Below are 24419 nucleotides of genomic sequence, written 5' to 3'. Positions count from 1 at the left end.
GCCGGCCGCCCGCCTATCCAAGGCGCGATCCATCCCAAGTTCGACACAACCTCCTGGATTCTCCTCTCCACAGCCCGAAGGACCGTGGAAAGAAAGGGATTTTTCATTTCGGGGCGGGTGGAACTCCTGACTCGGGCCATCCGCACAGCGTTTGACCTACCTTCCAGCGAAAGTTAAAGCGAACCTCCAGGGCTCCCCTCCCATGGGGAACAGTGGTATAAGTGAACTGTAAAGTGATGTCGCCTCTTCCCTTGTTCACCCTGTCTGGATCAGCGCGAAAGGCCTCATGTCGTTCGTCCACCTGCACGTCCACAGCGAGTATTCTTTGCTGGATGGGCTCAGCCGACTCGACGACCTGGTTCACCGGGCGGCTGGAATGGGCATGCCAGCGATCGCCCTGACGGACCATGGCGTTCTGCACGGGGCGGTCACGTTTTACCAGAAAGCCCGGGAAGCGGGGATCCAGCCGATCCTGGGGATGGAAGCCTATCTGGCCCGCCGCACGATCCAGGATCGGGAGCCGGATGACCGGAGCCTCTACCACCTGACCCTCCTGGCGATGGATGAAACCGGGTGGCGCAATCTCATCCGGCTGGCCACCATTGCCCAGCTGGAGGGGTTCTACTATAAGCCCCGCATCGACAAAGCCCTTCTGGAGCGCCATGCGGATGGCCTGATCGTTCTCTCCGGATGTCCCTCAGCGGAGATCCCTCGCATGCTGGCCCAGGGGCGGATGGAGGAGGCCGAGGCCGTCGCCGCTTGGTTCGCAGAGCGCTTCCCCGGCCGTTTCTTTCTGGAGCTGCAATCCCACCCGGGGATCCCGGAGCTGAACGCCATCAATCGGGGGCTGGTCACCCTCTCCCGACGCCTGAACCTGCCCCTTGTAGCCACCAATGATGTCCATTACGTCCGAGTGGAGGACGCCGGGATCCAGGATATCCTGCTGTGCATCCAGACGGGGAAACGCCTGAAGGAGCCCGGCCGGATGAAGATGAGCGATCAGACCTATTATCTCCGCTCCCCGGAGGAAATGAGGGAGATCTTCGCCGAGATCCCGGAAGCCCTGACCAACACGCTCCGGGTGGCGGAGATGTGCTCGCTGACGCTGGAGCTGGGCCGACAACGCCTGCCTCGGTTCGAGCCTCCACCCGGCTTCCCGGATCCGGCGGCCTATCTCCGCCATCTGGCGGAGGAAGGCTTCCGGGCGCGCTTCCCCCAGCCCAAACCCGGCTATCGGGAACGGCTGGACTACGAGCTGGAGATCATCCATCGGATGGGGTTCGACGCTTATTTTCTGATCGTGTGGGACCTCATCCGCTACGCCCGGGAACGGGGAATCTGGTGGAACGTGCGGGGTTCCGGCGCAGGGAGCCTGGTGGCGTATTGCCTGGGGATCACCCGGGTGGATCCCATTGAGCTGGATCTGATCTTCGAGCGCTTCCTGAACCCCGCCCGGGTGTCCATGCCGGACATCGATATCGACTTCCCGGACGACCAGCGGGACGAGATGATCCGCTATGCGGTGAGCCGTTACGGGGCGGATCGGGTGGCCCAGATCATCACCTTCGGAACGATGAAGGCCCGGGCCGCCGTTCGGGATGTGGGGCGGGCGCTGGATCTCCCCCTGCCGGAGGTGGATCGCGTGGCTCGGCTCATCCCGGCCATCCCCGGCAAGGAGGTTTCGATCCGCGATCTCCTGGATCCCTCCAACGAAGAAGGGCGAGAGTTACGCCGCCTGTATGAGGAGAAGGACTATATCCGGGAATTGCTGGATCTGGCGATGCAGCTGGAGGGAACGGTGCGCCATGCCGGAACCCATGCGGCCGGCGTGGTGATTGCCGACCGGCCGCTGGTGGATTACGTCCCCCTGCACCGGCCCACCGGGGTGAAAGGAAGCGCCCGGGAGGAAAACGGCGAAGGGGAGGGGATCGGGGAGGCCCTCCTGCCGGTCACCCAGTTCGATATGGAGGCCCTGGAGGCCCTGGGGCTGCTCAAGATTGACTTCCTGGGCCTCTCCACGCTCACTGTGATGCGGGAGACCTGTGATCTGATCGCCCGTCGGCACGGCGTCCGACTGGATCTGGAGACGATCCCCACGGACGCGCCGGAGGCTTATGCGTTGCTGGGCCGGGGCGAGACCATCGGGGTGTTCCAGGTAGAAGGCCGTGGGTTCAGCCGGATGATGCGGGATCTGAAGCCCCGTGCCTTCTCCCATGTGATGGACGCCCTGGCCCTCTATCGCCCGGGACCGCTGGAATATGTCCCGAATTATATCCGCCGCATGCGCGGTCAGGAGCCCATCGAATACCGCCACCCTCGACTGGAGCCGATCCTCCAGCGCACGATGGGGATCCTGGTCTATCAGGAGCAGATTATGCGCGTGGCCATCGACCTGGCCGGCTACACGCCTTCCGAGGCGGATGAGCTGCGCAAGGTGGTGGCCAAGAAGAAGGGCGAGGCCTTCCCGAAGCAACGGGCGAAATTCCTGGAGGGCTGCGTCCGCAACGGCATCCCGCCGGAGACCGCTGAGGCGATCTGGGGGGACATCGAGTTCTTCGCCCGCTACGGCTTCAATGCCGCCCATGCCGCCTCTTACGCCGTGATCACCGTCCAGACGGCTTGCCTGAAGGCCAAATACCCGGTGGAGTATCTGTGCGCCCTGATGACGGTGGACCGGGATAAAACCGAGAAGATCGGCCTTTACGTGGCGGAATGCCGACGGCTGGGGATCCCGCTCCTGCCACCGGATATCAATCGGAGCGAAGCGACGTTCACCATTGAGCGGACACCTGACGGCGAGGAGGCGATCCGATTCGGGCTGGCAGCGGTGAAGAATGTGGGGGAGGGGGCGGTCGCTCGCATCCTGGCCGCCCGTCGGGAGGGCGGCCCGTTCCGGGATCTGGATGATCTGGCCCGGCGGGTGGATCTGAAGGAGATCGGCCGGCGGGCGCTGGAATCGCTGATCAAGGTGGGAGCCCTGGGGGCTTTTGGAAACCGGGCGCAGCTTCTGGAGATCCTGGATCGCTGGATGGAGGCCAGCGCCCGTTATCACCGGGAACGCCAGCAGGGCATGCTCAGCCTCTTCGAACTGAGCGGCATCTCGATGGAAGCGGCCTCCTTGATCGGTTCGCTTCCCTCGCTTCCCGAAGTGGAGGAAAGCCAGATCCTGGAGTGGGAGAAGGATCTCGTCGGCACGTATCTCTCCGAGACCCCGCTCACTCGACAGTGGCCGGTGCTCCAGCAACTGATCAGCCATACCACAGCGGATCTGGGTGAGGAGCTCCACGGCCACACCGTCAAGCTCGCCGGGATCGTTCGGGGGGTGCGCACCGCCACCACCCGAAGCGGAGAGACCATGGCCTACGTGACCATGGAGGACATCCACGGGATGGTGGAGGTAGTGGTCTTCCCGCGGCTTTGGAAGCAGAAGGGGAACCTGGCCCGTCCTGAGGCGATCCTGATCGTCATAGGCCGGGCGGAAGCGAGTGGACGGGAGCCTCGGATCATCGCGGAGGATTTGCGGGATCAGGACATACTGGTGCGGCCGCTGGAGGATCCGGGAGAGGAAGAAGCCCTGGCCGTGCCATGGGAGGACATGGAGAAACTACCTTCCGCTGGGGAGAGCCCGGAGAAAAGCGAGGCCTCGGCGAGTTCGATCCTGGAGAGGGAGGCGGGGCAACGTGCCCCTTCGCCAGATCCAAATCCTTCGCGGGGCAACCTGGAATCCCGGGCGGAGCCTCCAGGATCCGGGATCTTACAGGGGGAGGGGCATGAACGGGTTGCAACGCGTCCCCCTCTCCCCCGCGAAGGCGAGCCCTCGGGTGTCCTCAGCCAGGGTTTGGACTTCGAGAGGCCAGAGGATGAGGAAACCGCACGCATGCTCGCCGTTTCCACCGCGGAGGTCCCATCCTCTCCGGAGGGTTTGGGCGGGCGTTCAGCGGAAAGCGCCGGGAAAGCGGTGCGCGCTCCGGATTGGGGAGGCTCACCTCTGGATTCCTCCGGCACGACGGCAGGGGAGGTGCCGTCCGGAGGGCCGCCCGTTTCCTCCGGTCCGAGAGCGACGGCATCGCGACATCTTCTCATCTATTTCCATCGAACCGAACGATTAGAAGAGGATCTCCGTCGTCTTCAGGAAGTCCATCGGGTGCTGACGGAGCGGCCGGGTCCGGATCCCTTCAGTGTAGTGGTGGTGTATCCGGATCGACGACAAGTGCGTCTGCGGTTCCCCCATCATGGCACCACGTATTCCCCGGAGTTGCTGGCCCGCTTGGAGAGCCTCCTGGGCCCGGATTCTGTGCGGGTTTTGTCTGTTCCGTAAATCCCGGATTCAGCCCAACCGTGGCTCGTGCCGGACCAGCTCTCTCCTCTTATCCACTTTCCGCGGCTCTTCAGGACGCGAGGAGATGGAATGGGCTCATGTCCAGTTACGATCTGCCATAAGGAGACCACCACTGAGGAGGCTTTTTGAGGTTGGGAAAGCCGCCTTCAGCGGCCCTTCCAGCCCCAAAATCTTTTGGATTCTCCCTCCTTGGGGCCCGAAGGGCCACGGGAAGGGGGAATCCAGGGGAGAGGTCTTTCCACCAGTGAGAGAGATCCCCAGGTAGCAACTTGGGTTAAATTTAGAGTAGAAATTGCGCCGTTCGTTTCCTCCTGGGGGCGGGGCCGGACGCCTTTGGTGCCCGACTCCGCTCCTAAAGAAAATCTAAAGGGGGTAGGGTCATCCCGCCTCGCCCGGCAAGTTCCCAACGGCGTGAAGAATAGAGAGACTACCCTGCGGCCCTGAACAGCCTTGCCGGGGGTTTCTATTCTGCACCCCCTGTCCCCCTTTCTACAGGCCGTAAGAAGGGGTAGGAAAGGCTGGGATGGGGAGGTGAGCGGCTCCGCCTGCCCTCACCACCCCAATCCCCGGGCTGGCAACCCAGTCAAGGGGAGAGCCTGTTGCGGAAGGAGGAGCCATGGGGCTCTGGCTGGCTCTTGCGGCGTATCTGGCGGGCTCGATCCTCCCGGCGGAGATCTTCGTGCGATGGAAGACCGGTCGCAGCCCTCATGAGTTCGAGGACAACCCGGGCGGTGGCGGGGCGTGGCGTCTGGCGGGACCAGTGGCCGGCATGATCACGATCCTATTTGACCTGGGGAAGGGCGCGGTTCCCACCTGGATCGCGCTGCGGGCCGGGCTCAGCCTGTCGGAACTGATCGCGGTCGCCGTCGCCCCGGTCATCGGCCACTGCTGGCCGTTTTATAAGGTCATCCGCCTGGATCGAGGGGGGCGGGGCTTGGGGCCGGCAACGGGAGCGCTGTTCGCGCTGGCCTTCCGGGAGGTGGTCCCCGCGTATGTGCTGGGCGCTTTAGCCGCCTATCGCTTCCGCTGGCTTCCCAGCGTTGGCATCGTCGCGTTCCCGCTCAGCCTGATCTTCATGCTGTGGTGGAAGGTTCCTCCGGAACGGTTGGCGGCCGCTTTTGCTGTGATGCTGGTGGTGCTGATTCGAAATGTGGGTCTGCTGTGGACAGTGGTTCAGACTCGTGGGAAGCGGTTGCCGCATTGAAGGGGCGATTTTCGCATCTGTGGCGAGGCCGGAGCTCTTCTGCCCTATAGGAGTCGGAGATTTCGAAGTGAGCGGTGTTACATTCAGCGGCCCCACTTGCCCTCAAAATTCCTCAGGTTAGCGAAGCCGCAGCGCCCTTGCGGGTGGAACCGGGGGGATGTGGATGGAGGGCTTCGCGGAATTCGGACCTCGGATGGTTGTGTTGACCGGAGCAGGGATCTCGGCGGAAAGTGGGGTGCCGACCTTTCGGGGGCCTGATGGCCTCTGGGGACGGTATCGCCCGGAGGAGCTGGCGACCCCGGAAGCCTTCGCCCGCAATCCCCTCCGGGTCTGGGAGTGGTATGCGTGGCGTCGGGAGCTTATCGCCCGCGCGGAGCCGAACCCCGCTCATCAGACCCTGGCGGAAATGGAAGCCGCCCTGCCGGGCTTTCTGCTCATCACCCAGAATGTGGACGGCTTGCACCAGCGGGCAGGCAACCGCCGGGTGGTCGAGCTTCATGGTAACCTGTGGCGGGTGCGATGTCCTCGAGAAAGGCAAGTATGGGAAGATCATCGTGTCCCGCTCCCGGAGCTGCCGCCGCGTTGCCCGACGTGTGGGGCGTTTTTGCGGCCGGATGTCGTGTGGTTTGGCGAGCCCCTTCCTCCTGAGGAGTGGCAGCATGCGATGGAAGCGGCCCGCGAGGCCGAGATCTTCCTGGTGATCGGCACCTCGGGGATCGTGGAACCGGCGGCCAGCCTCCCCCGTCTGGCCCGAGTTCATGGCGCTTATCTGGTGGAATTCAACCTCGAGGATACCCCGCTGACGCCTCTGATGGATGAGATCTGGCGCGGCCCGGTCAGCGAAACCCTGCCACGATGGTGGGCCCGGTTTCAAAGGGGAAAATGAGGTTGCCTTCCGCTGGTTGTAACCCTCTCTTCACCTAATTCCAACCTTTGCGTAAACAATAAGAGTATCTGCTTCTATTCCTTCAGTTATCAACTGAGGATTTGAGGAATCGAAGCCCGTCCCGAAGGCCATAGCCCCTCCCCCCTTTCTTCCCCTCCCCACGGCTCTCTGGACCGTAGAGAGGGGGGGAGAACACATCTTTCGGGGGCGGTGCGGGGGGCCTTTGGACCCCCGCACCGCCCCCGAAAACCCCCAAATGAAAGATGGACAAAGCAATAGTGCTTTGTCCATCTTGGGTTGAGGGATTTGCGGGGGCAGGGCCATCGTCCTCCAGGCTGGCTCTGGTTCCCTCTATCCCCAATTCATAGCCGGACAAAGCACGATTCCGTCCTTTTTCGCTTCCCCGTCTGAAAGGAGATGGATGAGATGGATTTCCACAAGATCAGGATATGGGGCGTGTTGATCCTTTTGCTTGGGTTGTTCCATACCGTGCGTGCACCAGCACAGGTGAGGGCAGATCACGATGGCAACCCCAATATCGAAGACATTGTGCTCACCGTCCCTGAGACCTATATGCTCTGCCCAACCGGGATGGACTCCGATGTGGTGGCGCTGAGCAACGTGGGCACCCGCTGGCTGAAGGGCTATGTCCAGCTGGACTTTGTGATCCCCGACAATGGGGGCCGTCAGGTGGTTCAGCGATGGGATGTGTTGCAGGAAGGGGATTATCGCTTGGAGATTGTTTACCCGGCATGGGAGACATGGCCGGAGGGCTTCTTCGAGATGCACGTGGATCTGGCCTTCGAGGTCTATCCGACGGAGGCAGACGCTCGGGCGGGCATCAATCTGCTTGGAACTATCGGGCCGGGGCACCCCTGGGACATCTTCTGTCTGGCTGAGCGACCCACCGCAACTCCCTCCCCGTCACCCGCTCCCTCCCCGACGCCGACTCTGACTCCAACGCCGGGGGTGGTTCCACCACTTCCTCCAACACCTCCATCGCCCCCCGGTTCGCCTCCCGTGGCAACGCCGACCACCATACCACCGGTGGCCCCTCCGGTTCCGCTTCCTGCGGATCCAACCCCGCTGCCCACAGAGCCCTTAGACGGGGAGTTACTGGGTCGCACCGGCGTGGAGAGGTTTCCCACTCCGATTCCCTGGCTCATCGGGCTGGCTCTCTGGATCGCGGGGGGAATTGCCCTGGGGCGGCGCGCGCGCCGCCGGAGCCGCATGTGAACCCAGGATGGGGCGAGGTTTCAGAACGGGGGGCGTTGCCAGGGCGGCGTCCCCCGCGGCCGCCTTTTATAGCCTGATCGGAGCTATGCCGCTGGGAACCGTCCGATGAAGGGGAACGGCCCCGTCCCCTTGTCCTCCCCCCTTCCTATGACCTCTTAGGCCGTGGGGAGGGGGGAGAAAAGATTTCCCAAGGAAGCTATCGACGTAACCCCTGATCGCTCGAATGGCCCTGTGGGAAGGACCCCCTAAGGCTGGCAACCGGGGAACCCACGTCTCGGGCATATTTCCCCCTCCACAACCGAAGAGGTCACTTCGATGAGAACTCCCGCATACTGGATTTTAGGTCTTGGGCTGATTCTGAGCGGGATCCCCAGCGCCGGATCGTCGGCGTGGGGGGGAGAGGAAATCCCTCTCCCGGCGCAAGGACCTCCAACGTGGGAAACATCCATCCCACCCGCTTCGGCCAAGCGGATCCCCCAGGCTGCCATCGAACATCCCATCCAATGGCAGACATCGGAACCCAACCCGGGAGCGAAAGGGCCGGAGGAGCCTGTCCCTGCTCAGATCGGCGGGATCCCCGAACGCTTGGTGATCCCATCCATCGCCCTGGACGCGCCGATCGTTCCCGCGGGCTCTCGCGTGGTGTCGGTCAAAGAGCATCGTTATCGGGAATGGATGGCCCCGGATCGTTATGCGGCAGGATGGCATCCGACCTCGGCACGGGCTGGGGCGCCCGGCAACATGGTGCTGAGCGGCCACAATAACATCATGGGATCTGTATTCCGCCGCCTGGCCGATGTGAAGATCGGAGATCGCATCTGGATCTACACCCGCGAACGGGTTTTCCTCTATGAGGTCACCGAACGCCACATCCTGCTGGAGCGAGGCCAGCCCCTGCAGGTTCGACAGGCGAACGCCCGCTGGATCGGGCCGTTTCCCGATGAGCGGTTGACGCTGGTCACCTGTTGGCCTCCATGGAGCAATTCCCATCGCCTGGTGGTGGTGGCCCATCCGGTGCGCTGATCACTTCTCTACCCACCCATCGACTGAAGGGCCGGGGGAAGCCCTGGCTCCCTCACGGGAGGAGCAAAGCGCCGACCAGAACCCTATGTCCAGCCGGTCCCATCCGCGATGGGGAGATGAGGTCTTGACAAAATTCCCGATCTATGTTATAAACAGCGTCAAACCCTGAACAGGCAGGAACAGCTACCTATGGTCTTGGGTCTGGTGGTTCTCTCCCTCGTCCTTATCGTCCTCATCCTTCGGGGCATCCTTCGCCTCGGAGAGGCGATGCCCGTTTGGGAGGGAACCATCCCCGGTTAGCCTGGATTGTATTCCACCATATCGGTGAATCGGGAGGGGGCCTCCCAAACGGGAGGCCCCCTCCCTTTTTTATCCCCGCCTGCCGAAAGGAGGGATCCGATGGAAACAGCGACGATGGCTCAGACTCAGGCGATCCCCCGCACGTTCCGACGGGAGCGCCGTCGGATGAAGACCGCGTGGGCCGTGATGGAGGCCCTGGTCCGCGAAGGCGTGGAGGTGGTTTTCGGCGTCCCCGGCGGTGCCTCCTTGCCTCTCTATGACGCCCTCTGCGATTATCCTCAGATCCGCCATGTCCTCGTCCGCCACGAACAGTCCGCCGTCCATATGGCTGAGGGCTACGCCCGGGCCACCGGGAAGCCCGGGGTGTGCTTTACCACCTCCGGCCCGGGGGCGACGAATCTGGTTACGGGCCTCACGGACGCGATGATGGACTCCACTCCAGTGGTGGCGATCACCGGTCAGGTTCCCACGTTCTTTATGGGCGGCGATGCGTTCCAGGAAGCGGACGTGATTGGCCTCACGATGTCGGTCACCAAGCACAACTGGCTGGTGAGAAAGCCCGCCCAGGCTCCCGAGGCCATTCACATGGCCTTCCGCCTGGCTACCGATGGGCGGCCCGGCCCCACCCTGGTGGACCTCCCTCGGGATGTGTTGCTCACGGAAGCGGATTTCGCCTTCGAGGATCCGGAGGTCTTCCGACCCTCGCGCCCGCGCTTACCTTTCCCCGACGAGCCGGCGCTCCGACAGGCGGCGGATCTCATCGCTGGATCCCAACGTCCCATCCTTTATGTCGGCGGCGGGGCCATCCATTCCGGCGCGGCCCCCGAGATCCGGGCGCTGGCGGAGAAGGCCCGCATCCCGGTGACCACCACGCTGATGGGCCTGGGGGCTTTCCCCGAAGATCACCCCTATGCCCTCAAAATGCTGGGAATGCATGGGACTGTTTACGCGAACTTCGCCATCAATTTCTCCGATCTCATCATCGCCGTCGGCGCCCGCTTCGATGATCGGGTGACCGGCAAGCTCTCCGCCTTCGCCCCTCATGCGAAGGTGATCCACATTGACATCGATCCATCAGAGATCCACAAGAACCGCCGGGCCGATGTCGCCCTGGTCGGGGATGCCCGGCAGGTGTTGCGGGCGTTGCTCCCCTTCGTCCGCCCGCCCGACACCGAGGCCTGGTGGCGCCAGATCGAGGACTGGAAGGCCCGCTACCCATTGCGCTACCGACAAGGGGAGGACGTGATCAAGCCTCAGTTTGCCATCGAGATGATCTATGAGTTGACGAAGGATTATCGGCCGATTGTGACGCTGGATGTGGGCCAGCACCAGATGTGGGCGGCCCAGTTCTTTACGTGGACGGAGCCGCGAACCTGCATCACCTCAGGCGGGCTGGGGACGATGGGCTTCAGCCTGCCGGCAGCGGTCGGCGCCCAGTTCGGATGCCCCGACCGCCTGGTGATCAACATCAACGGCGATGGATCCTTCCAGATGACCTTCCAGGCCCTCATCACCGCCGTGGAATGGCGGCTGCCGATCAAGGTCTTCATCATCAACAACCAGTATCTGGGCATGGTCCGCCAGTGGCAGGAGCTGTTTTACAACCGGCGCTATTCCGCCGTCTACCTGGCCAACCCGGACTTCGCCCGCCTGGCGGAAGCGGTGGGCGCGGCCGGGATCCGGGTGGAGCGGCCGGATCAGGTGGAGCCGGCGGTCCGGCAGGCGCTGGCCATCACCGATCGGCCGGTGGTGGTCGATATCCTTGTGGATCCGGAGGAGAACTGCTTCCCGATGATCCCCTCCGGGATGACGGTGTTCGATATGATGATCGCCCCCGGCGTGAAGGCTGTGCCATAAGCCACGATCGCGAGATCCCTGCTCCCGTGGCCTCAAGGCCGCAGGGAGTTGAGGAAAGGGGGAAAGGGACTGGCCCGGCCGATGCCGAGGGTCCCGGCTATAGCTCTGATCCCACCGAAAGCCCCCCCGTCGCAAGCTGGGGGGTAGCGGATTGGGCGACTTCGCTGCTTGCCCCGCTGCCCCGGCTTTTCTTACCTCGCTTTCCACGCCACGAAGCGGCGTGGAAAGGAGGTAAGGGAGGCTGTCCCGGATTCCTGATCCGGGATTATTCCGATGATGACGCAGCGCTATGGAAGAAAAAATGCGGGTGAATGCGAAAGGAGGCGGGAATGCCCCACTGGCTGGCGGTGACCATTGAGAACTCGGTGGAGAGCCTGAACCGGGTGTTCCATCTGTTGCGCCGGCGCCATCTCCCGGTCGGCGAGATCTCCATGTGTCGGACCGAGGACCCTCAGGATCTCCGCCTGCTGATCCCGGTGGATCCGGCCCGGGTGGATCCCCATCGGGTCCGGGCTAACCTGGAGAAGTTGCTCTGCGTGAAGGCCGTGGAGGATTGGGGGGAATGCGCGCTGGTGGTCCGCGATATGGCCCTAGTGAAGGTCCGGGCTCCAGCGGAGGCCTGGGTGGAGATCGCCCAGCTGGCGGAGTTCTACCGGGCCCGGATCGTGGATGTGGGCCCAGAGACCCTGATCGTGGAGGTCACAGGTTCGACGGAGAAGGTGGATTCCTTCATTGCCCGCCTAGGGCGGTTCGGCGTGATGGAGGTGACCCGTTCCGGGCCCATGGCGATGGTTCGGGGCCAGGCCGAGGCCGCGCCGGCCGACCGGGTGGCTGAGGCGGCCGCGTGACGGCTGCCTCTTGAGGAGGGCATGCGTAGGAGAGACGTTCAGGCCATCATCTGTGCAAATCCTTCAACGGGAGGCATCCCGATGGCGCGCATTTACTATGATGCCGATGCCGATCTCAGCCTCCTGAACGGCCGCCGGATTGCCGTTCTGGGCTACGGCAGTCAGGGCCACGCCCACGCGCTGAACCTGAAAGACAGCGGATGCAATGTGTGCGTGGGCCTTTATCCGGGCAGCAAATCCTGGGAGAAGGCGCAAGCGGACGGGTTGCCGGTCTACGAAGTCCCCGAGGCGGTGCGGCGCTCCGACATCATCGTGATGCTGGTGCCGGATCCCGCTCAGCCGGCCCTCTACCGGGAGGCGGTGGCCCCGAATCTGGCCCCGGGCAAGACCCTGATGTTCGCCCACGGCTTCAACATCCGGTTCGGCCAGATCGTCCCGCCGCCGGATGTGGACGTCAGCATGGTGGCCCCCAAATCCCCGGGCCACCGGATGCGTGAGGTGTTCAAAGAGGGCGGAGGGGTTCCGGCTCTGGTGGCCGTGCATCAGGATGCAACAGGGAAGGCCCTCGCCACTGCCCTGGCCTACGCCAAGGGTATCGGCTGCACCCGGGCCGGGGTGATCGAGACCACCTTCGCGGAGGAGACGGAGACCGATCTTTTCGGCGAGCAGGTGGTCCTGTGCGGCGGGGTCAGCCATCTCATCAAGGCGGCCTTCGAGACCCTGGTGGAGGCGGGCTACCAGCCGGAGGTCGCCTACTTCGAATGCCTGCACGAGCTCAAGCTGATCGTGGACCTGATGTATCAGGGTGGGCTTTCTTATATGCGATACTCCGTCAGCGACACTGCGGAGCACGGGGATTATGTAAGCGGGCCGCGGGTGATCGACGAGCACGTGCGGGCCACGATGAAACAGATCCTGGAGGAGATCCGCAACGGATCCTATGCCGAATCGTGGATCGAGGAGAACGCGAAGGGACGCCCGTGGTTCAATGCCAAGCGAGAGGAGGAGCGCCAGCATCCGATTGAGCAGGTGGGCCGTCGTCTGCGAGCCATGATGCCCTGGTTGAACCCCAAGGAGGTATGAAAGGAGGGCTCGATGGCGGACGATGTCGTTCGGATTTTCGACACCACCTTGCGGGATGGCGAGCAATCGCCCGGCGCAACGCTCACCGTGGAGGAGAAGCTGGAGATCGCCCGGCAGCTGGTCCGCCTGGGGGTGGATATCATCGAGGCAGGCTTTCCCATCGCCTCGCCGGGCGATTTCGAGGCGGTGCGGCGGATCGCCCAGGAGATCGGCCCCCTGGGGAAAGACCGCCCGAATGGTCCCCCGGTGATCGCCGGGCTGGCCCGGGCAAACCGGGAGGACATCGATGTCTGCTGGGAAGCGGTGCGGGAAGCTCCGCGCCCCCGAATCCATGTTTTCCTGGCGACCTCTGATATCCATCTGCAGTATAAGCTGCGGATGACCCGCGAGGAGTGCCTGGCCCGGATCCGCGAGATGGTGGCCTATGCCCGCCGTCTGTGCGACGACGTGGAGTTCTCCCCGGAGGATGCGGGGCGAACGGACCGCGATTTCCTGATGCAGGCGCTGACGGTGGCAGTGGAAGCTGGCGCAACGACCCTGAACATCCCGGATACCGTGGGCTACACCACTCCGGAGGAGTTCGGAAGCCTCTTCGCGGAGATCCGCCGTCGGGTCCCCGGGGTGGAACGGGTGATCCTCTCCGCCCACTGCCATAACGACCTGGGCCTGGCCACCGCCAACACCCTGGCCGCCATCCGCAACGGCGCCCGCCAGGTGGAGGTCACGGTCAACGGCATCGGGGAGCGGGCGGGAAACACCTCCCTCGAGGAGGTGGTGATGGCCCTCCATACCCGGCGGGACGTGTTCGGGGTGCGCACCTATATCGACACCACCCAGATCTACCGCACCAGCCGTCTGGTGAGCGCCCTCACCGGCATCCCGGTCCAGCCGAACAAGGCCATCGTAGGGGCCAACGCCTTCGCCCATGAGGCCGGCATCCACCAGGATGGGATGCTGAAGAACCCATTGACCTACGAGATCATGCGGCCGGAGACCGTGGGGGTGCCGGAATCCCGCCTGGTCCTGGGGAAGCACTCCGGACGGCATGCCTTCCGGGTCCGCCTGGAGCAGATGGGCTATCACCTCCCGCCGGACGTCTTCGAGGAAGCGTTCCGCCGGTTTAAAGCGCTATGTGACCGCAAGAAGTATGTGACGGACTTCGATCTGGAAGCGCTGATGGCGGATTTCACTCAGAGCAGCGGCCAGGCCTGGCGGCTGGATACCCTGCAGGTGACCTGCGGCACGCCGCTGATCGCCACCGCCACGGTCCGCCTGGTGGGACCCGATGGGGAGATCCGTGTGGGCACAGGGACCGGGAACGGGCCGGTGGATGCGGCTTACCGAGCCATCGAGATCGCCCTGGGGATGCAGGCCCGCCTGCTGGAGTTCAACGTCCACGCGGTGACCCCCGGGCGCGATGCGATGGGGCGTGTTTTCATCCAGGCGGAAGATCCCCATACGGGCAGCTTGGCCGGCGGGTTCGGCGCGGACACCGATATTGTGGTGGCGGCGGCCAAAGCCTATCTCCACGCGCTTCTGCGGCTGAGCCGCGCGCCCCAGACGGTTTCGGTGGAGAATCAGGTCTCTGTGCCGGTTCCGTAGAGGGTTTCCATTGTCGGTCCGCAGTGAAGCATTACTGGGAACTTTCGTGATGGTGGGGTCGCTCCAGGCGGCCTCGCCCCTGCCATATCCCTGCTCTCCGGAGGTCCGCCGATGGGCATGACCATGGCTGAGAAGATCATCGCGGCCCACGCGGGACTGGATCGCGTGGAGCCAGGGGAACTGGTGGAGGTCCAGGTCGATTTTGTGATGGCCAACGACATCACGGCCGCTCTGGCCATCCAGGAGTTCGCGAAGCTCGAGGTCGAAGAGGTCTTCGACCGGGAACGGGTGGCCTTCGTGGCTGACCATTTTGTGCCCCCGCCCAACATTAAGGCGGCTGAGCAGTGCATGGCTGTCCGGAACTGGGCGCGTCGCAAGGGTATCCTCTACTTTGAGGGCGGGCGGGACGGTGGCATTGAGCACATTGTGCTGCCGGAACAGGGGTTAGTGCTGCCTGGGGAGATCATCATCGGGGCGGATTCTCACACCTGCACATACGGGGCTCTGGGGGCTTTCTCGACCGGCGTCGGCTCCACCGACGCCGCCGTGGCGATGGCCACCGGCCGGCTCTGGCTGAAGGTGCCCCCCACCATGCGCCTGTTCTACCACGGCACACTCCGGCCCTGGGTGACGGCGAAGGACCTCATCCTTCACACCATCGGCCGCATCGGAGTTGATGGCGCGCTGTATATGGCGATGTTCTTCACCGGGCCGGTCATCCAGGCTCTCAGCATGGATGGGCGGTTCACGATCACAAACATGGCCATCGAGGCAGGGGCAAAAGCCGGACTAATGGAAGTCGACGAGAAGACCCTCGATTACGTCCGCCCCCGGGCGAAGCGGCCCTTCACGGTCTACAGGGACGATCCCGATGCCCGATATGAGATCGATCTGGATTTCGACGTGAGCGAATGGGAGCCCGCGATCGCGGTGCCTCATCTGCCTTCGAACGTGCGGCCGGTGGGGGAGCTGGCCGATCTCCGGATCGATCAGGTGTTCATCGGCTCGTGCACAAACGGGCGTATTGAGGATTTGCGGCTGGCGGCCCGTATCCTTCGCGGCCAGCGGGTGCATCCAGAGGTTCGGTGCATCATCATCCCGGGCAGCGGGCCCACGTATCGGCAAGCGCTGGCCGAGGGATTGATCGACATTTTTGTGGAAGCGGGCGCGGTGGTGGGCCTGCCCTCGTGCGGCCCCTGCATGGGCGGATACTCCGGGGTGCTGGGGCCGGGGGAGCGCTGTGTCTCCACGACCAATCGCAACTTCGTGGGCCGCATGGGTCATCCGACCAGCGAGGTGTATCTGGCCAACCCGGCGGTGGCGGCGGCCAGCGCCATCCTGGGCCGCATCGCGAGCCCGGAAGAGGTTCAGGCCGAAGCCCTCGCTGTGTAAACAGGGGCCTGAAGCGGATTCGTGTGGGGGGCGTGCGAAGCCGCCAAAGGTGGCCTCCCACGACGGGCTTCTGGGTCCTGGTAGGGATTTTGGGCTGGGCTATCGCCCCTGTAAGCCTCAGAGGATGCGGAGAGGAGGGAGAAAAATTTCCGGGGTTGGGGCTGGGGGTCTTCGGCCCCCGGCCCTAACCCCCGAAAACCCCAAATCAGAAGGAGGCGCGATGAACGACCGTCACCGGGTCTGGGAGGATATTCTGGAGGAAGCGGTCACCTCCTGGGAGATGGAACCTGAAGCGGCTCCTGCTCATACCCTTAACCCAACGGAGTGGGTGGTGGACTGCATGATGGGTTGCTATAACTTCACCGATCCCGAAGAAGCCTAAGGAGGGGCTATGCGTTTCCGCGGACGCGCCTGGGTTTTCGGGGACAACATCGATACGGATGTGATTATCCCGGGCCGGTATCTGAACACCACGGACCCCAAGGAACTGGCAGCCCACTGCATGGAGGGGGTCGATCCGGAGTTCCCTCGCAGGGTGCAGCCGGGCGACATCGTGGTGGCCGGCCGGAACTTCGGGAGCGGCTCCTCCCGGGAACACGCGCCGATCAGCCTGAAGGCGGCGGGGATTTCCTGTGTGATCGCCAAATCCTTCGCCCGGATCTTCTTCCGCAACGCCATCAACATCGGCCTCCCGGTGCTGGAATGCCCGGAGGCGGTGGAGGCCATCTCGCCTGGGGATGAGCTGGAGGTTCGCCTGGACACCGGGGAGATCCACAACCACCGGACCGGTCAGACCTTTCGGGCTAAACCCTATCCGCCTTTCATGCTCGAGCTGATCCGAGCCGGCGGGCTGATCCCCTACACCCGCGCCCGGCTGGCGAAGTCCCAGGCAGGCGCCCCATAAGGCTTGGGACAATGCTTTGCGGATTTCGCGTTGCATAACCGTCCGCCAGATGATCGTCATGGTGGTCGAGCCCATGAGGTGAATCTCGTTTCGAGGGAGGTTTCCATGGATCGTCGGAAAAGGAGGTGGACCCGGGTTGCCCCGCGCTGGGACCGCTGGATGGAGGTCCTAAGCGGGGCCGCCCGCGCCATCGCCGCCGTTTTCGGCCGGACGATATCCCCTGCTTTCCATCCCATACCGGTCGAGGAGGTGCGCGATGGAGCCCGTCTGGCTTTACGATACGACGCTGCGCGACGGCAGTCAGCGGGAAGGGATCTCATTTACCGTTGAGGACAAGCTCCGGATCACCGAGAAACTGGACGAACTGGGCGTTCATTACATTGAGGGCGGATGGCCGGGCTCCAACCCGAAGGATGCGGAATACTTCCGTCGGGTCCGCCATCGGCCGCTCCGCCATGCCCGCATCGCCGCCTTCGGCATGACCCGACGTCCGGGCCGCCGGGCGGAGGACGATGAGAACCTGCGGGCGTTGCTGGAGGCGGAGACCCCGGTGGTCACTGTGGTCGGCAAGTCGTGGGACCTCCACGTCCATCACGTGCTGGAGACCACGCTGGAGGAGAACCTGGCGATGATCCGGGAGAGCGTGGCTCTCCTGAAGGCCCATGGGCGGGAGGTCGTTTACGACGCCGAGCACTTCTTCGACGGCTGGAAGCGGAATCCGGATTACGCCCTGGCCACCCTGCGGGCCGCGCAGGCAGGCGGGGCGGACTGGATCGTCCTGTGCGACACCAACGGGGGCTCGATGCCCTGGGAGATTGAGGAGGGGGTGGAAGCGGCCAAGCGGGCGGTCTCCGTTCCCTTGGGTATCCATGCCCACAACGACAGCGAGCTGGCGGTGGCCAATTCCCTGGCGGCGATCCGCCGGGGTGTCCGACAGGTCCAGGGCACCATTAACGGCTACGGGGAACGGGTAGGCAACGCGAACCTGATCTCCATCATCGCCAACCTGAAGCTCAAGATGGGGGTCGACTGTGTGACCGACGAGGGGCTGGCCCGCCTGACGGAGATCTCCCGTTTCGTGGCGGAGGTAGCCAACCTCCCCCACGATTCCCATCAGCCCTATGTAGGGGCCAGCGCCTTCGCCCACAAGGGCGGCATCCATGTCGCTGCCATCCTGAAGGTCGAGGAAAGCTACCAGCACATCGATCCAGCTCGTGTGGGCAACGTCAAGCGGGTTCTGGTCTCCGAGCTCTCCGGACGTGGGAACATCGTCGCCAAGGCGATGGAGTTCGGGCTGCGGCTGGATCCCGATGATCCGACGGTGCAGGCGGTGGTGCGTCGTATCAAGGCTCTGGAAAACGAAGGCTTCTACTTCGAGGACGCGGAGGCCTCGGTGATCCTCATGTTGCGGCGCGCGCGGCCGGATTACACCCCGCCCTTCGAGGTCCTCGATTATGTCGTGATGGTGGAGCGCCGGGACGGCCGCGAGCCGGTCGCGGAAGCTGCGGTGAAGGTTCGGGTGGACGGGGAGACCGTGCACACGGCTGCGGAGGGCAACGGCCCGGTCAACGCCCTCGACGCGGCGCTGCGCAAGGCGCTCCTCCCCCGTTATCCCGTTCTGGCTCGCGTTCATCTGACGAATTACCGGGTCCACATCCTGAACGGGGATGCCGGGACGGCGGCCCGGGTGCGGGTATGGATCGAGAGCACCGACGGCCGGCGCGTATGGCGGACGGTAGGGGCTTCCACCAACATCCTGGAGGCCAGCCGGCTGGCCCTGCAGGACAGCCTGGAGTTCGGCCTGGAATAGCGGGCGATAGAGATTGCTCCCCACAGATCCTCCTCCTGGGGGCGGCCTTGGCCGCCCCCGGAAGATATGTTTGGCCGTGGGTGATAGACGCCTGGCCCGGAAGCGCGGGAGATGCATTGCCGATTCAACTCCCGAGACCAGCGGGTGGAAGCTGGTTGCCGGAGGTTCCCCAGCGAGGGTTGGCCCTCGCCGATCTTCTCCCGATTCGTCCGCGAAGGCAGATGTCCGGCGCGAAAAGCGCCCCGAAGGCCGATCTCGATCGGCATCCGGAGGAGCAGTAAAGGCCGCGGGCTGGAGGTCCAACTCCGCTGACCCTCGATACGTCCGCGAAGGCGGCGCCCGGCGCGGAAGGTGCCTTTAGGGGTTGATGGCCATCCACGTGCAGGCATCCTGATGGAGCATAGCTTCTCTATGGGACGCTTCGTGATCACCGTATTGCCAGGGGATGGGATCGGGCCGGAGGTGACGGCGGAGGCCCTGCGGGTCCTGGAGGCGGTGGGGCATCGCTTCGGGCATCAATTCGAGTTCCATGAGGCCCTGGTGGGCGGAGCAGCGATCGATGCCACCGGCTCGCCGCTTCCCCCGGAAACCCTGGATCGTTGCCGCCGCTCCGACGCGATCCTCCTGGGAGCAGTAGGGGGGCCGAAGTGGGATGATCCCGCTGCCCCCGTGCGGCCCGAACAGGGCCTGCTGGGCCTGCGCAAAGCTTTTGACCTGTTCGCCAACCTCCGCCCGGTCCGTGCCTTCTCCCCCCTGCTTCACGCGACCCCACTGAAAGCGGGGATCGTGCAGGGGGTGGACATCCTCTTCGTCCGGGAGTTGACGGGGGGCCTGTATTTCGGCCCCCGCCAGGAAGCCGGGCCGGACGGCGAGGAGGCCTACGATACGATGCGCTACACTCGGGCGGAGATCGAACGGGTGGTGCGGCTGGCGGCCCGCCTTGCCCAGGGCCGCCGGAAGAAGCTAACTTCTGTGGACAAGGCGAATGTGCTGGCGGCCTCCCGCCTCTGGCGTCGGGTGACCGAGGCCGTGGTCCGGCGGGAATTCCCCGACCTCGCCCTGGAGCATATCTTGGTGGACGCCTTTGCCATGCACCTGATCCGGCGTCCGGCGGTCTTTGATGTGGTGGTGACAGAAAACATGTTCGGGGATATCCTGACCGATGAAGCGGCAGTGCTGGCGGGATCCATGGGGATGCTTCCCTCGGCCTCGCTGGGGGAAGCGCCGCCTGGCCTCTTCGAGCCGGTGCACGGCTCCGCGCCGGACATCGCCGGGCGGGATCTGGCCAACCCCATCGGGGCGATCCTGAGCGGCGCCCTGATGTTGCGCTACGGTTTCGGACTGGAGGCGGAGGCCCGGGCCATTGAACAAGCCGTGGAGGCGGTGCTGGAAGCCGGATACCGCACCCAGGACATCGCGGACGGCGAGGCCCGGGTGGTGGGGACGAAGGAAATGGGGGAAGCGATCGCCCAGTATATCCGGAGCGAGGCATAACTCCCTTTTCATGTTCATAGTTGGGCACGTGAGCGCTCGTTCTTTTTGGGAACGCTGAGGACGGTCACTCCGCTCGGTCGTAGTCGGGCACGCAAGTGCCCGTTCTTTTTGGGGACGCTTAAACGGGCATTCCGCTTCGCCATGTGCCTGACTACAAGCGATGGCTCTTGTTCATAGTCGGGCACGTAAGTGCCCGTTCTTTTTGCGAACACGCAAGGGACATTTCGCTTTATTGGGTGTTGCCACCAATAGGGCCCTTGCGTTCACAAAAGGGCTTTGTTGTTTTATATTTTGGGGTAGTGCTTACCCGCGCAGGTCACGCTCTCGGTCGCCGGTTTTATGGGCGGCCGGGGCTGCTGCAGTGGGTCTACTGCAAACGAAAGATCTTTTTTCGTAGCGGGGCACGCGTGTGCTCGTTCTCGTTGCGAACACTCAACGGGAATTCCGCTTGGTTCTTCGTCTGGCTACGAGCGAGGGCCTTTTCGTTTACAGGGATGTGCTTCCAAGACCGTTTTTTCTGAGGACGCTTTAAACGGGCGCTTACGTGCTCTACTAATGCTTTAAACGGGCACTTACGTGCCCTACTACAAACGGGGTCTTTTCGTTCCCAGTAGGGTGCGTCTACAAATGATGGTCTTTTTGTTTGTAGTCGGGCACATCCGTGCTTGTCTTTTTCTGGGAACGCTTAGCAGGCGCCCCCTTGGCTTTGGGTCTTACGAAGGACAAGAGGCTTTCAGCTCGTAGCCGAGGGGGATGAAAAGCGCCAGCCCTTAAAACGTCGGAGCGGGAGGTTCCCTGATGAACGTTCCTTCGAATGGACGCAAACATCGCAGCGCGCAGGTGACGGAGGGCCTGGAGCGCGCTCCCCATCGCGCGATGTTCCGGGCCGTCGGGTTCCGGGATGAGGATTTCCGCCGGCCCTTCATCGGCGTTGCCAACACGTGGTTCGAAGCTCAGCCCTGCAATCACCATCTCCGTCGCCTCGCTGAGCTCGTCAAACAGGGGATCCGGGACGCTGGCGGAACGCCTATCGAGTTCAATGCCGTCCCGGTCAACGACGCCATCGGGATGGGCCACGAAGGGATGCGGGCGTCCCTGGTCAGCCGCGAGCTGATCGCCGATTCCATTGAGCTCGCCGCTGTGGCCTATGCGCTGGACGCCCTGGTGACGATCGGGGGCTGTGATAAGACCCAGCCCGCCTGCGTGATGGCCATGGCCCGCCTCAACCTGCCCTCGATCTACCTGTATGGAGGAAGCGTCCCGCCGGGGAACTGGCGCGGGCGCGCGGTGACCATCCAGGACGTCTTCGAGGCGGTGGGCGCGGTGAGCCGTGGGCGGATGACCGTCGAGGAGCTGCGGGAGCTGGAGGAGGCCGCTGTGCCCACCTACGGCGCGTGCGGCGGGATGTTCACCGCCAACACGATGGCCTCCGCCTTCGAGGCCATGGGGCTGACGCTCCCGAACGGGGCGGCGCCCGTCGCCCCCAGCCGGGCTCGGGAGGAGCTGGCCTATGAGACCGGTCGGGCCATCCTCCGGATCCTGGAGGCCGGCATCCGCCCTCGGGACGTCATGACCCGGGAAGCCTTCGAGAACGCCATCGCGGTGGCCGCCGCCATGGGCGGATCCACGAACCTCATCCTGCACCTGCTGGCCATCGCCCACGAGGCAGGGGTCCCCCTCACCCTGGACGATTTCGAGCGGGTCAGTGAGCGGACGCCTCATCTGGCGGATCTGAAGCCGGCGGGCCGCTATGTGATGGCCGACGTGGATCGCATCGGCGGGGTGCCAGTGGTGATGAAGGCTCTGCTCGATGCTGGGCTGCTGCATGGAGAATGCCGCACCGTCACCGGGGAGACCCTCGCTGAGCGCCTGGCTGGAGTGGTCTTTCCGGAGGATCAGGACGTGATCCGACCGGTAAGCCGCCCGCTGCATCCGACCGGCGGCTATGTCATCCTGCGGGGCAATCTCGCCCCGGAGGGCGGCGTTCTCAAGATCACGGGGACCACCAAACGCTATCATCGCGGCCCGGCCCGTGTCTTCGATCGGGAAGAGGAGGCCTTCCAAGCCGTCCAGGGCGGCCAGATCCGACCGGGCGACGTCGTCGTGGTGCGCTATGAAGGCCCGAAGGGCGGGCCGGGGATGCGGGAGATGCTGGTGATCACCGCGGCCCTGGTGGGCCAGGGCCTGAAGGACGAGGTAGCCCTCCTGACCGATGGCCGGTTCTCCGGGGCGACCCACGGGCTGATGATCGGCCACATCGCCCCCGAGGCGGCCGTCGGAGGCCCACTGGCGCTGCTTCAGGACGGCGATATCATTGTGATCGATGCGGATCGCCGGGTCGTGAGCGTGGAGCTCTCCGAGGAGGAACTGGCCCGTCGCCGGGCGGCCTGGACCCCGCCGCCGCCCAAGTATTCGCACGGGCTCTTCGCCAAATACGCCCGCCTGGTCTCTTCCGCTGCCCGCGGGGCGGTATGTGAGGCGTGAATGGAGGCGGCGTCCCAGGAGGCTTTAGCGGGCGATGCCCCTGCTCGGTGGGCCCCAAGGGGATTGGGGGTATGCCATCTCAAATAGAGGGGCCATGCTCTTGCCGGGCGACTTGCCCACCCCAAATCTCTGCGATGTGAGGTAGATGTCGGGATGAGCTTCAAGCCCTCCTTTCGTGTTGCCGTGCTGGGCGCCACGGGGATGGTGGGCCAGTGGCTGGTGCACATGCTGGACCGCCATCCGTGGTTCCGCGTGGTCGCGTTGACGGCGTCGGATCGTTCGGTGGGCCGCCCGTATGGGGAGGCGTGCCGGTGGCTGCTGAGCGCCCCAATGCCGGAATGGGCCGCCCGGATGGTGGTGGGGCCGACCGAGCCAGGATTCGACGCGGAGATCGTGATCTCCGCCCTCCCCTCGGACATCGCCCGGGAGGTCGAGCCCCAGTTCGCCGCGGCTGGCTACCTGGTGGCCAGCAACGCCTCGTCCTATCGGATGGCGGCCGACGTGCCGCTGTTGATGCCGGATGTGAATTTCGATCACCTCGGGTTGCTCCCGCGCCAGCAGGAGACTCGGGGGTGGGCAGGAGCGCTGGTGACGAATCCCAACTGCACCACCACCGCCGTGGTTCTGCCCCTCAAAGCGCTGATGCCCTTCGGGATCCGCCGGGTTCATTTGGTCAGCCTTCAGGCCCTTTCGGGGGCAGGCTATCCGGGGGTCTCCGCGATGGAGATCGCGGATAACGTTCTCCCCTATATTCCCGGCGAGGAAGAAAAACTCGAGACGGAACCCCGCAAACTGCTGGGACAGGTGCGGGACGGGGAGGTTGAGGAAGCCCCCATCCGCCTGAGCGCGCAGACGAACCGGGTTCCCACCCTGGACGGGCATCTGGTGTGCCTGTCGGTGGAGCTGGAGGATCCGATCGGGCCGGAGGAAGCCGCGAAGGCGATGGCCGGCTACCGCCCGCCGGAGGAGGTGGCGGATCTTCCGAGCGCGGCCGCCCAGCCGATTGTGGTGCGGACGGAGCCCGATCGGCCCCAGCCCCGCCTAGATCGGATGGCGGGCGGTGGGATGAGCGTTGTGGTGGGGCGGGTGCAGCGGTGCCCGGTCTTCACCCTCAAATTCGCTGCCCTCACCCACAACACCATCCGGGGCGCCGCGGGCGCCGCGCTCTTCAACGCCGAAGCCGCCCTGCGATGGCTGGGGAAGGTGTAGTTCGCCCACCTCCCATGAAGATCCTGGGCGGCGGGGACCTTCGCCCGGAGTTGAGATCCTGGGGTTGGACTCCTCTTCGGCCTCCCGGCCCGTTGCGTTCAAGCCCTTTCTCCCTTCGATGGGGCCCCCCGTTTGGCGCGTCGGCGCGGCCTCTGGCGGGGCTTTGGTTCGGTTTCGCCGCTGCTTAGGGCTGCAACGTTTGCCTTTGGAGAGGCGGCAGAGGATGCAGCTGGCGATCCGATGCGTTGGAGGGCCTCCTCAAGCAGTTCGCGCTCCGGTTCCTGGCCAGCCTCCTGCCATGCCTCGAGGTAGTCCCGTAACAGCGCAGCGGCCAAATCCATATGAGGGGCAGGGAGGTCCCGAGCGAGGAGGAGGATCTTCCGCAGCCCCTCGGCGAAGGCGGCGCGGGCCTCGAGAGCCCGACCAGAGCTCATCAGCCCGACCAGAGCTCATCAGGACGAGCCCATACGCGCCCAGGCTCCTGGCCAGGTCAGGGAGGAAGGCCTGAGGGTGTTGGGCGGCGAGCTGGCGGCGGATCTGGACGGCTTCCTGGGTGGCCTGGAGGGCCTCCTCGTGGCGGCCCAGGGCGGAGAGCATCGCGCCCAGGTTGGTCAGGCTCCCGGCCAGGTCGGGGAGGAACGCATCGGGGTGGTGGGCGGCGAGCTGGCGATAGAGGTGGACGGCTTCCTGGGCCGCCTGGAGGGCCTCCTCGCGGCGGCCCAGGTCGGAGAGCACATTCCCCAGGTTG

18 protein-coding genes are annotated in these 24419 nt (G+C 64.5%); 17 read left to right on the top strand and 1 reads right to left on the bottom strand.

Annotated features, from left to right (window positions below; translation table 11 throughout):
• The first annotated feature begins 286 nt into the window (after positions 1–286).
• The 17 genes from NZM16_RS11975 to asd all read left to right on the top strand — a co-directional run bounded on the left by NZM16_RS11975 (position 287) and on the right by asd (position 23671).
• The gene (locus NZM16_RS11975) at positions 287–4318 is read left to right on the top strand and encodes a DNA polymerase III subunit alpha (RefSeq protein WP_295480566.1); all 4032 of its coding nucleotides are present in this window, start codon (positions 287–289) and stop codon (positions 4316–4318) included.
• A gap of 637 nt (positions 4319–4955) precedes the next feature.
• Positions 4956–5543, top strand: a complete 588-nt coding sequence (locus NZM16_RS11970; RefSeq protein ID WP_295451545.1) for a glycerol-3-phosphate acyltransferase — start codon at positions 4956–4958, stop codon at positions 5541–5543.
• Positions 5544–5706: 163 nt separating this feature from the next.
• Positions 5707–6429, top strand: a complete 723-nt coding sequence (locus NZM16_RS11965; RefSeq protein ID WP_295480564.1) for an NAD-dependent deacylase — start codon at positions 5707–5709, stop codon at positions 6427–6429.
• A 426-nt stretch (positions 6430–6855) separates the two neighbouring features.
• Positions 6856–7665, top strand: coding sequence for a hypothetical protein (locus NZM16_RS11960; RefSeq protein WP_295480563.1), 810 nt, complete (start codon positions 6856–6858; stop codon positions 7663–7665).
• Positions 7666–7980: 315 nt separating this feature from the next.
• A complete protein-coding gene (locus tag NZM16_RS11955; RefSeq protein ID WP_295480561.1) occupies positions 7981–8688 on the top strand; it encodes a sortase in 708 nt (235 codons plus the stop codon).
• 399 nt (positions 8689–9087) lie between these two features.
• Entirely contained in the window at positions 9088–10845 is a 1758-nt protein-coding gene (ilvB, locus tag NZM16_RS11950; RefSeq protein ID WP_366946208.1) for a biosynthetic-type acetolactate synthase large subunit, read from the top strand.
• 329 nt (positions 10846–11174) lie between these two features.
• Positions 11175–11693: an acetolactate synthase small subunit gene (gene ilvN / locus NZM16_RS11945; protein WP_295451551.1), complete on the top strand. Its 519-nt coding sequence runs from the start codon at positions 11175–11177 to the stop codon at positions 11691–11693.
• Positions 11694–11774: 81 nt separating this feature from the next.
• A complete protein-coding gene (gene ilvC, locus NZM16_RS11940; protein ID WP_295451553.1) occupies positions 11775–12776 on the top strand; it encodes a ketol-acid reductoisomerase in 1002 nt (333 codons plus the stop codon).
• Positions 12777–12788: 12 nt separating this feature from the next.
• Positions 12789–14378 (top strand): 2-isopropylmalate synthase, encoded by a 1590-nt coding sequence (locus tag NZM16_RS11935; protein WP_295451555.1) that lies wholly within the window; start codon positions 12789–12791, stop codon positions 14376–14378.
• A 111-nt stretch (positions 14379–14489) separates the two neighbouring features.
• Complete coding sequence (gene leuC, locus NZM16_RS11930) at positions 14490–15770, top strand: 3-isopropylmalate dehydratase large subunit (RefSeq protein ID WP_295451557.1); 1281 nt, start codon at positions 14490–14492, stop codon at positions 15768–15770.
• 220 nt (positions 15771–15990) lie between these two features.
• On the top strand, positions 15991–16152 hold the full coding sequence (locus NZM16_RS11925; protein ID WP_295451558.1) for a hypothetical protein: 162 nt from the start codon (positions 15991–15993) through the stop codon (positions 16150–16152).
• Between the two features lie 9 nt (positions 16153–16161).
• Positions 16162–16674, top strand: a complete 513-nt coding sequence (locus tag NZM16_RS11920; protein WP_295451559.1) for a 3-isopropylmalate dehydratase small subunit — start codon at positions 16162–16164, stop codon at positions 16672–16674.
• A 105-nt stretch (positions 16675–16779) separates the two neighbouring features.
• On the top strand, positions 16780–17004 hold the full coding sequence (locus tag NZM16_RS11915) for a hypothetical protein (protein WP_295451561.1): 225 nt from the start codon (positions 16780–16782) through the stop codon (positions 17002–17004).
• Positions 16931–18484, top strand: a complete 1554-nt coding sequence (cimA, locus tag NZM16_RS11910) for a citramalate synthase (RefSeq protein ID WP_295451563.1) — start codon at positions 16931–16933, stop codon at positions 18482–18484. The genes NZM16_RS11915 and cimA overlap by 74 nt, the downstream gene beginning before the upstream one ends.
• A gap of 411 nt (positions 18485–18895) precedes the next feature.
• On the top strand, positions 18896–19978 hold the full coding sequence (gene leuB / locus NZM16_RS11905; RefSeq protein WP_295480559.1) for a 3-isopropylmalate dehydrogenase: 1083 nt from the start codon (positions 18896–18898) through the stop codon (positions 19976–19978).
• Positions 19979–20776: 798 nt separating this feature from the next.
• Complete coding sequence (gene ilvD / locus NZM16_RS11900; RefSeq protein ID WP_295480557.1) at positions 20777–22462, top strand: dihydroxy-acid dehydratase; 1686 nt, start codon at positions 20777–20779, stop codon at positions 22460–22462.
• 153 nt (positions 22463–22615) lie between these two features.
• Complete coding sequence (asd, locus tag NZM16_RS11895) at positions 22616–23671, top strand: aspartate-semialdehyde dehydrogenase (protein ID WP_295480555.1); 1056 nt, start codon at positions 22616–22618, stop codon at positions 23669–23671.
• 258 nt (positions 23672–23929) lie between these two features.
• On the opposite strand, the gene NZM16_RS14100 is transcribed toward asd, so the two are convergent.
• Positions 23930–24406 carry a tetratricopeptide repeat protein gene (locus tag NZM16_RS14100; protein WP_367281031.1) on the bottom strand — a complete coding sequence of 159 codons (477 nt, stop codon included), beginning with the start codon at positions 24404–24406 and terminating at the stop codon, positions 23930–23932.
• Positions 24407–24419: the final 13 nt, after the last annotated feature.

The organism is Thermoflexus sp. (assembly GCF_025055495.1).
Lineage (GTDB): Bacteria > Chloroflexota > Anaerolineae > Thermoflexales > Thermoflexaceae > Thermoflexus.
The sequence above is the reverse complement of the archived record's forward strand: the minus strand, read 5'-3'. Positions and strand labels throughout refer to the sequence as shown.

Excerpts from the sequence above, each read along its gene's own strand:
- ilvD (WP_295480557.1), top strand. The coding sequence starts at position 20,777 with ATGAACGTTCCTTCGAATGGACGCAAACATCGCAGCGCGCAGGTGACG.
- NZM16_RS11920 (WP_295451559.1), top strand. The coding sequence starts at position 16,162 with ATGCGTTTCCGCGGACGCGCCTGGGTTTTCGGGGACAACATCGATACG.
- ilvB (WP_366946208.1), top strand. The coding sequence starts at position 9,088 with ATGGAAACAGCGACGATGGCTCAGACTCAGGCGATCCCCCGCACGTTC.
- NZM16_RS11915 (WP_295451561.1), top strand. The coding sequence starts at position 16,780 with ATGGATCGTCGGAAAAGGAGGTGGACCCGGGTTGCCCCGCGCTGGGAC.
- ilvC (WP_295451553.1), top strand. The coding sequence starts at position 11,775 with ATGGCGCGCATTTACTATGATGCCGATGCCGATCTCAGCCTCCTGAAC.
- NZM16_RS11965 (WP_295480564.1), top strand. The coding sequence starts at position 5,707 with ATGGAGGGCTTCGCGGAATTCGGACCTCGGATGGTTGTGTTGACCGGA.
- NZM16_RS11975 (WP_295480566.1), top strand. The coding sequence starts at position 287 with ATGTCGTTCGTCCACCTGCACGTCCACAGCGAGTATTCTTTGCTGGAT.
- NZM16_RS11960 (WP_295480563.1), top strand. The coding sequence starts at position 6,856 with ATGGATTTCCACAAGATCAGGATATGGGGCGTGTTGATCCTTTTGCTT.
- leuC (WP_295451557.1), top strand. The coding sequence starts at position 14,490 with ATGGGCATGACCATGGCTGAGAAGATCATCGCGGCCCACGCGGGACTG.
- cimA (WP_295451563.1), top strand. The coding sequence starts at position 16,931 with ATGGAGCCCGTCTGGCTTTACGATACGACGCTGCGCGACGGCAGTCAG.
- NZM16_RS11970 (WP_295451545.1), top strand. The coding sequence starts at position 4,956 with ATGGGGCTCTGGCTGGCTCTTGCGGCGTATCTGGCGGGCTCGATCCTC.
- ilvN (WP_295451551.1), top strand. The coding sequence starts at position 11,175 with ATGCCCCACTGGCTGGCGGTGACCATTGAGAACTCGGTGGAGAGCCTG.
- NZM16_RS11935 (WP_295451555.1), top strand. The coding sequence starts at position 12,789 with ATGGCGGACGATGTCGTTCGGATTTTCGACACCACCTTGCGGGATGGC.
- asd (WP_295480555.1), top strand. The coding sequence starts at position 22,616 with ATGAGCTTCAAGCCCTCCTTTCGTGTTGCCGTGCTGGGCGCCACGGGG.
- NZM16_RS11925 (WP_295451558.1), top strand. The coding sequence starts at position 15,991 with ATGAACGACCGTCACCGGGTCTGGGAGGATATTCTGGAGGAAGCGGTC.
- NZM16_RS11955 (WP_295480561.1), top strand. The coding sequence starts at position 7,981 with ATGAGAACTCCCGCATACTGGATTTTAGGTCTTGGGCTGATTCTGAGC.
- leuB (WP_295480559.1), top strand. The coding sequence starts at position 18,896 with ATGGGACGCTTCGTGATCACCGTATTGCCAGGGGATGGGATCGGGCCG.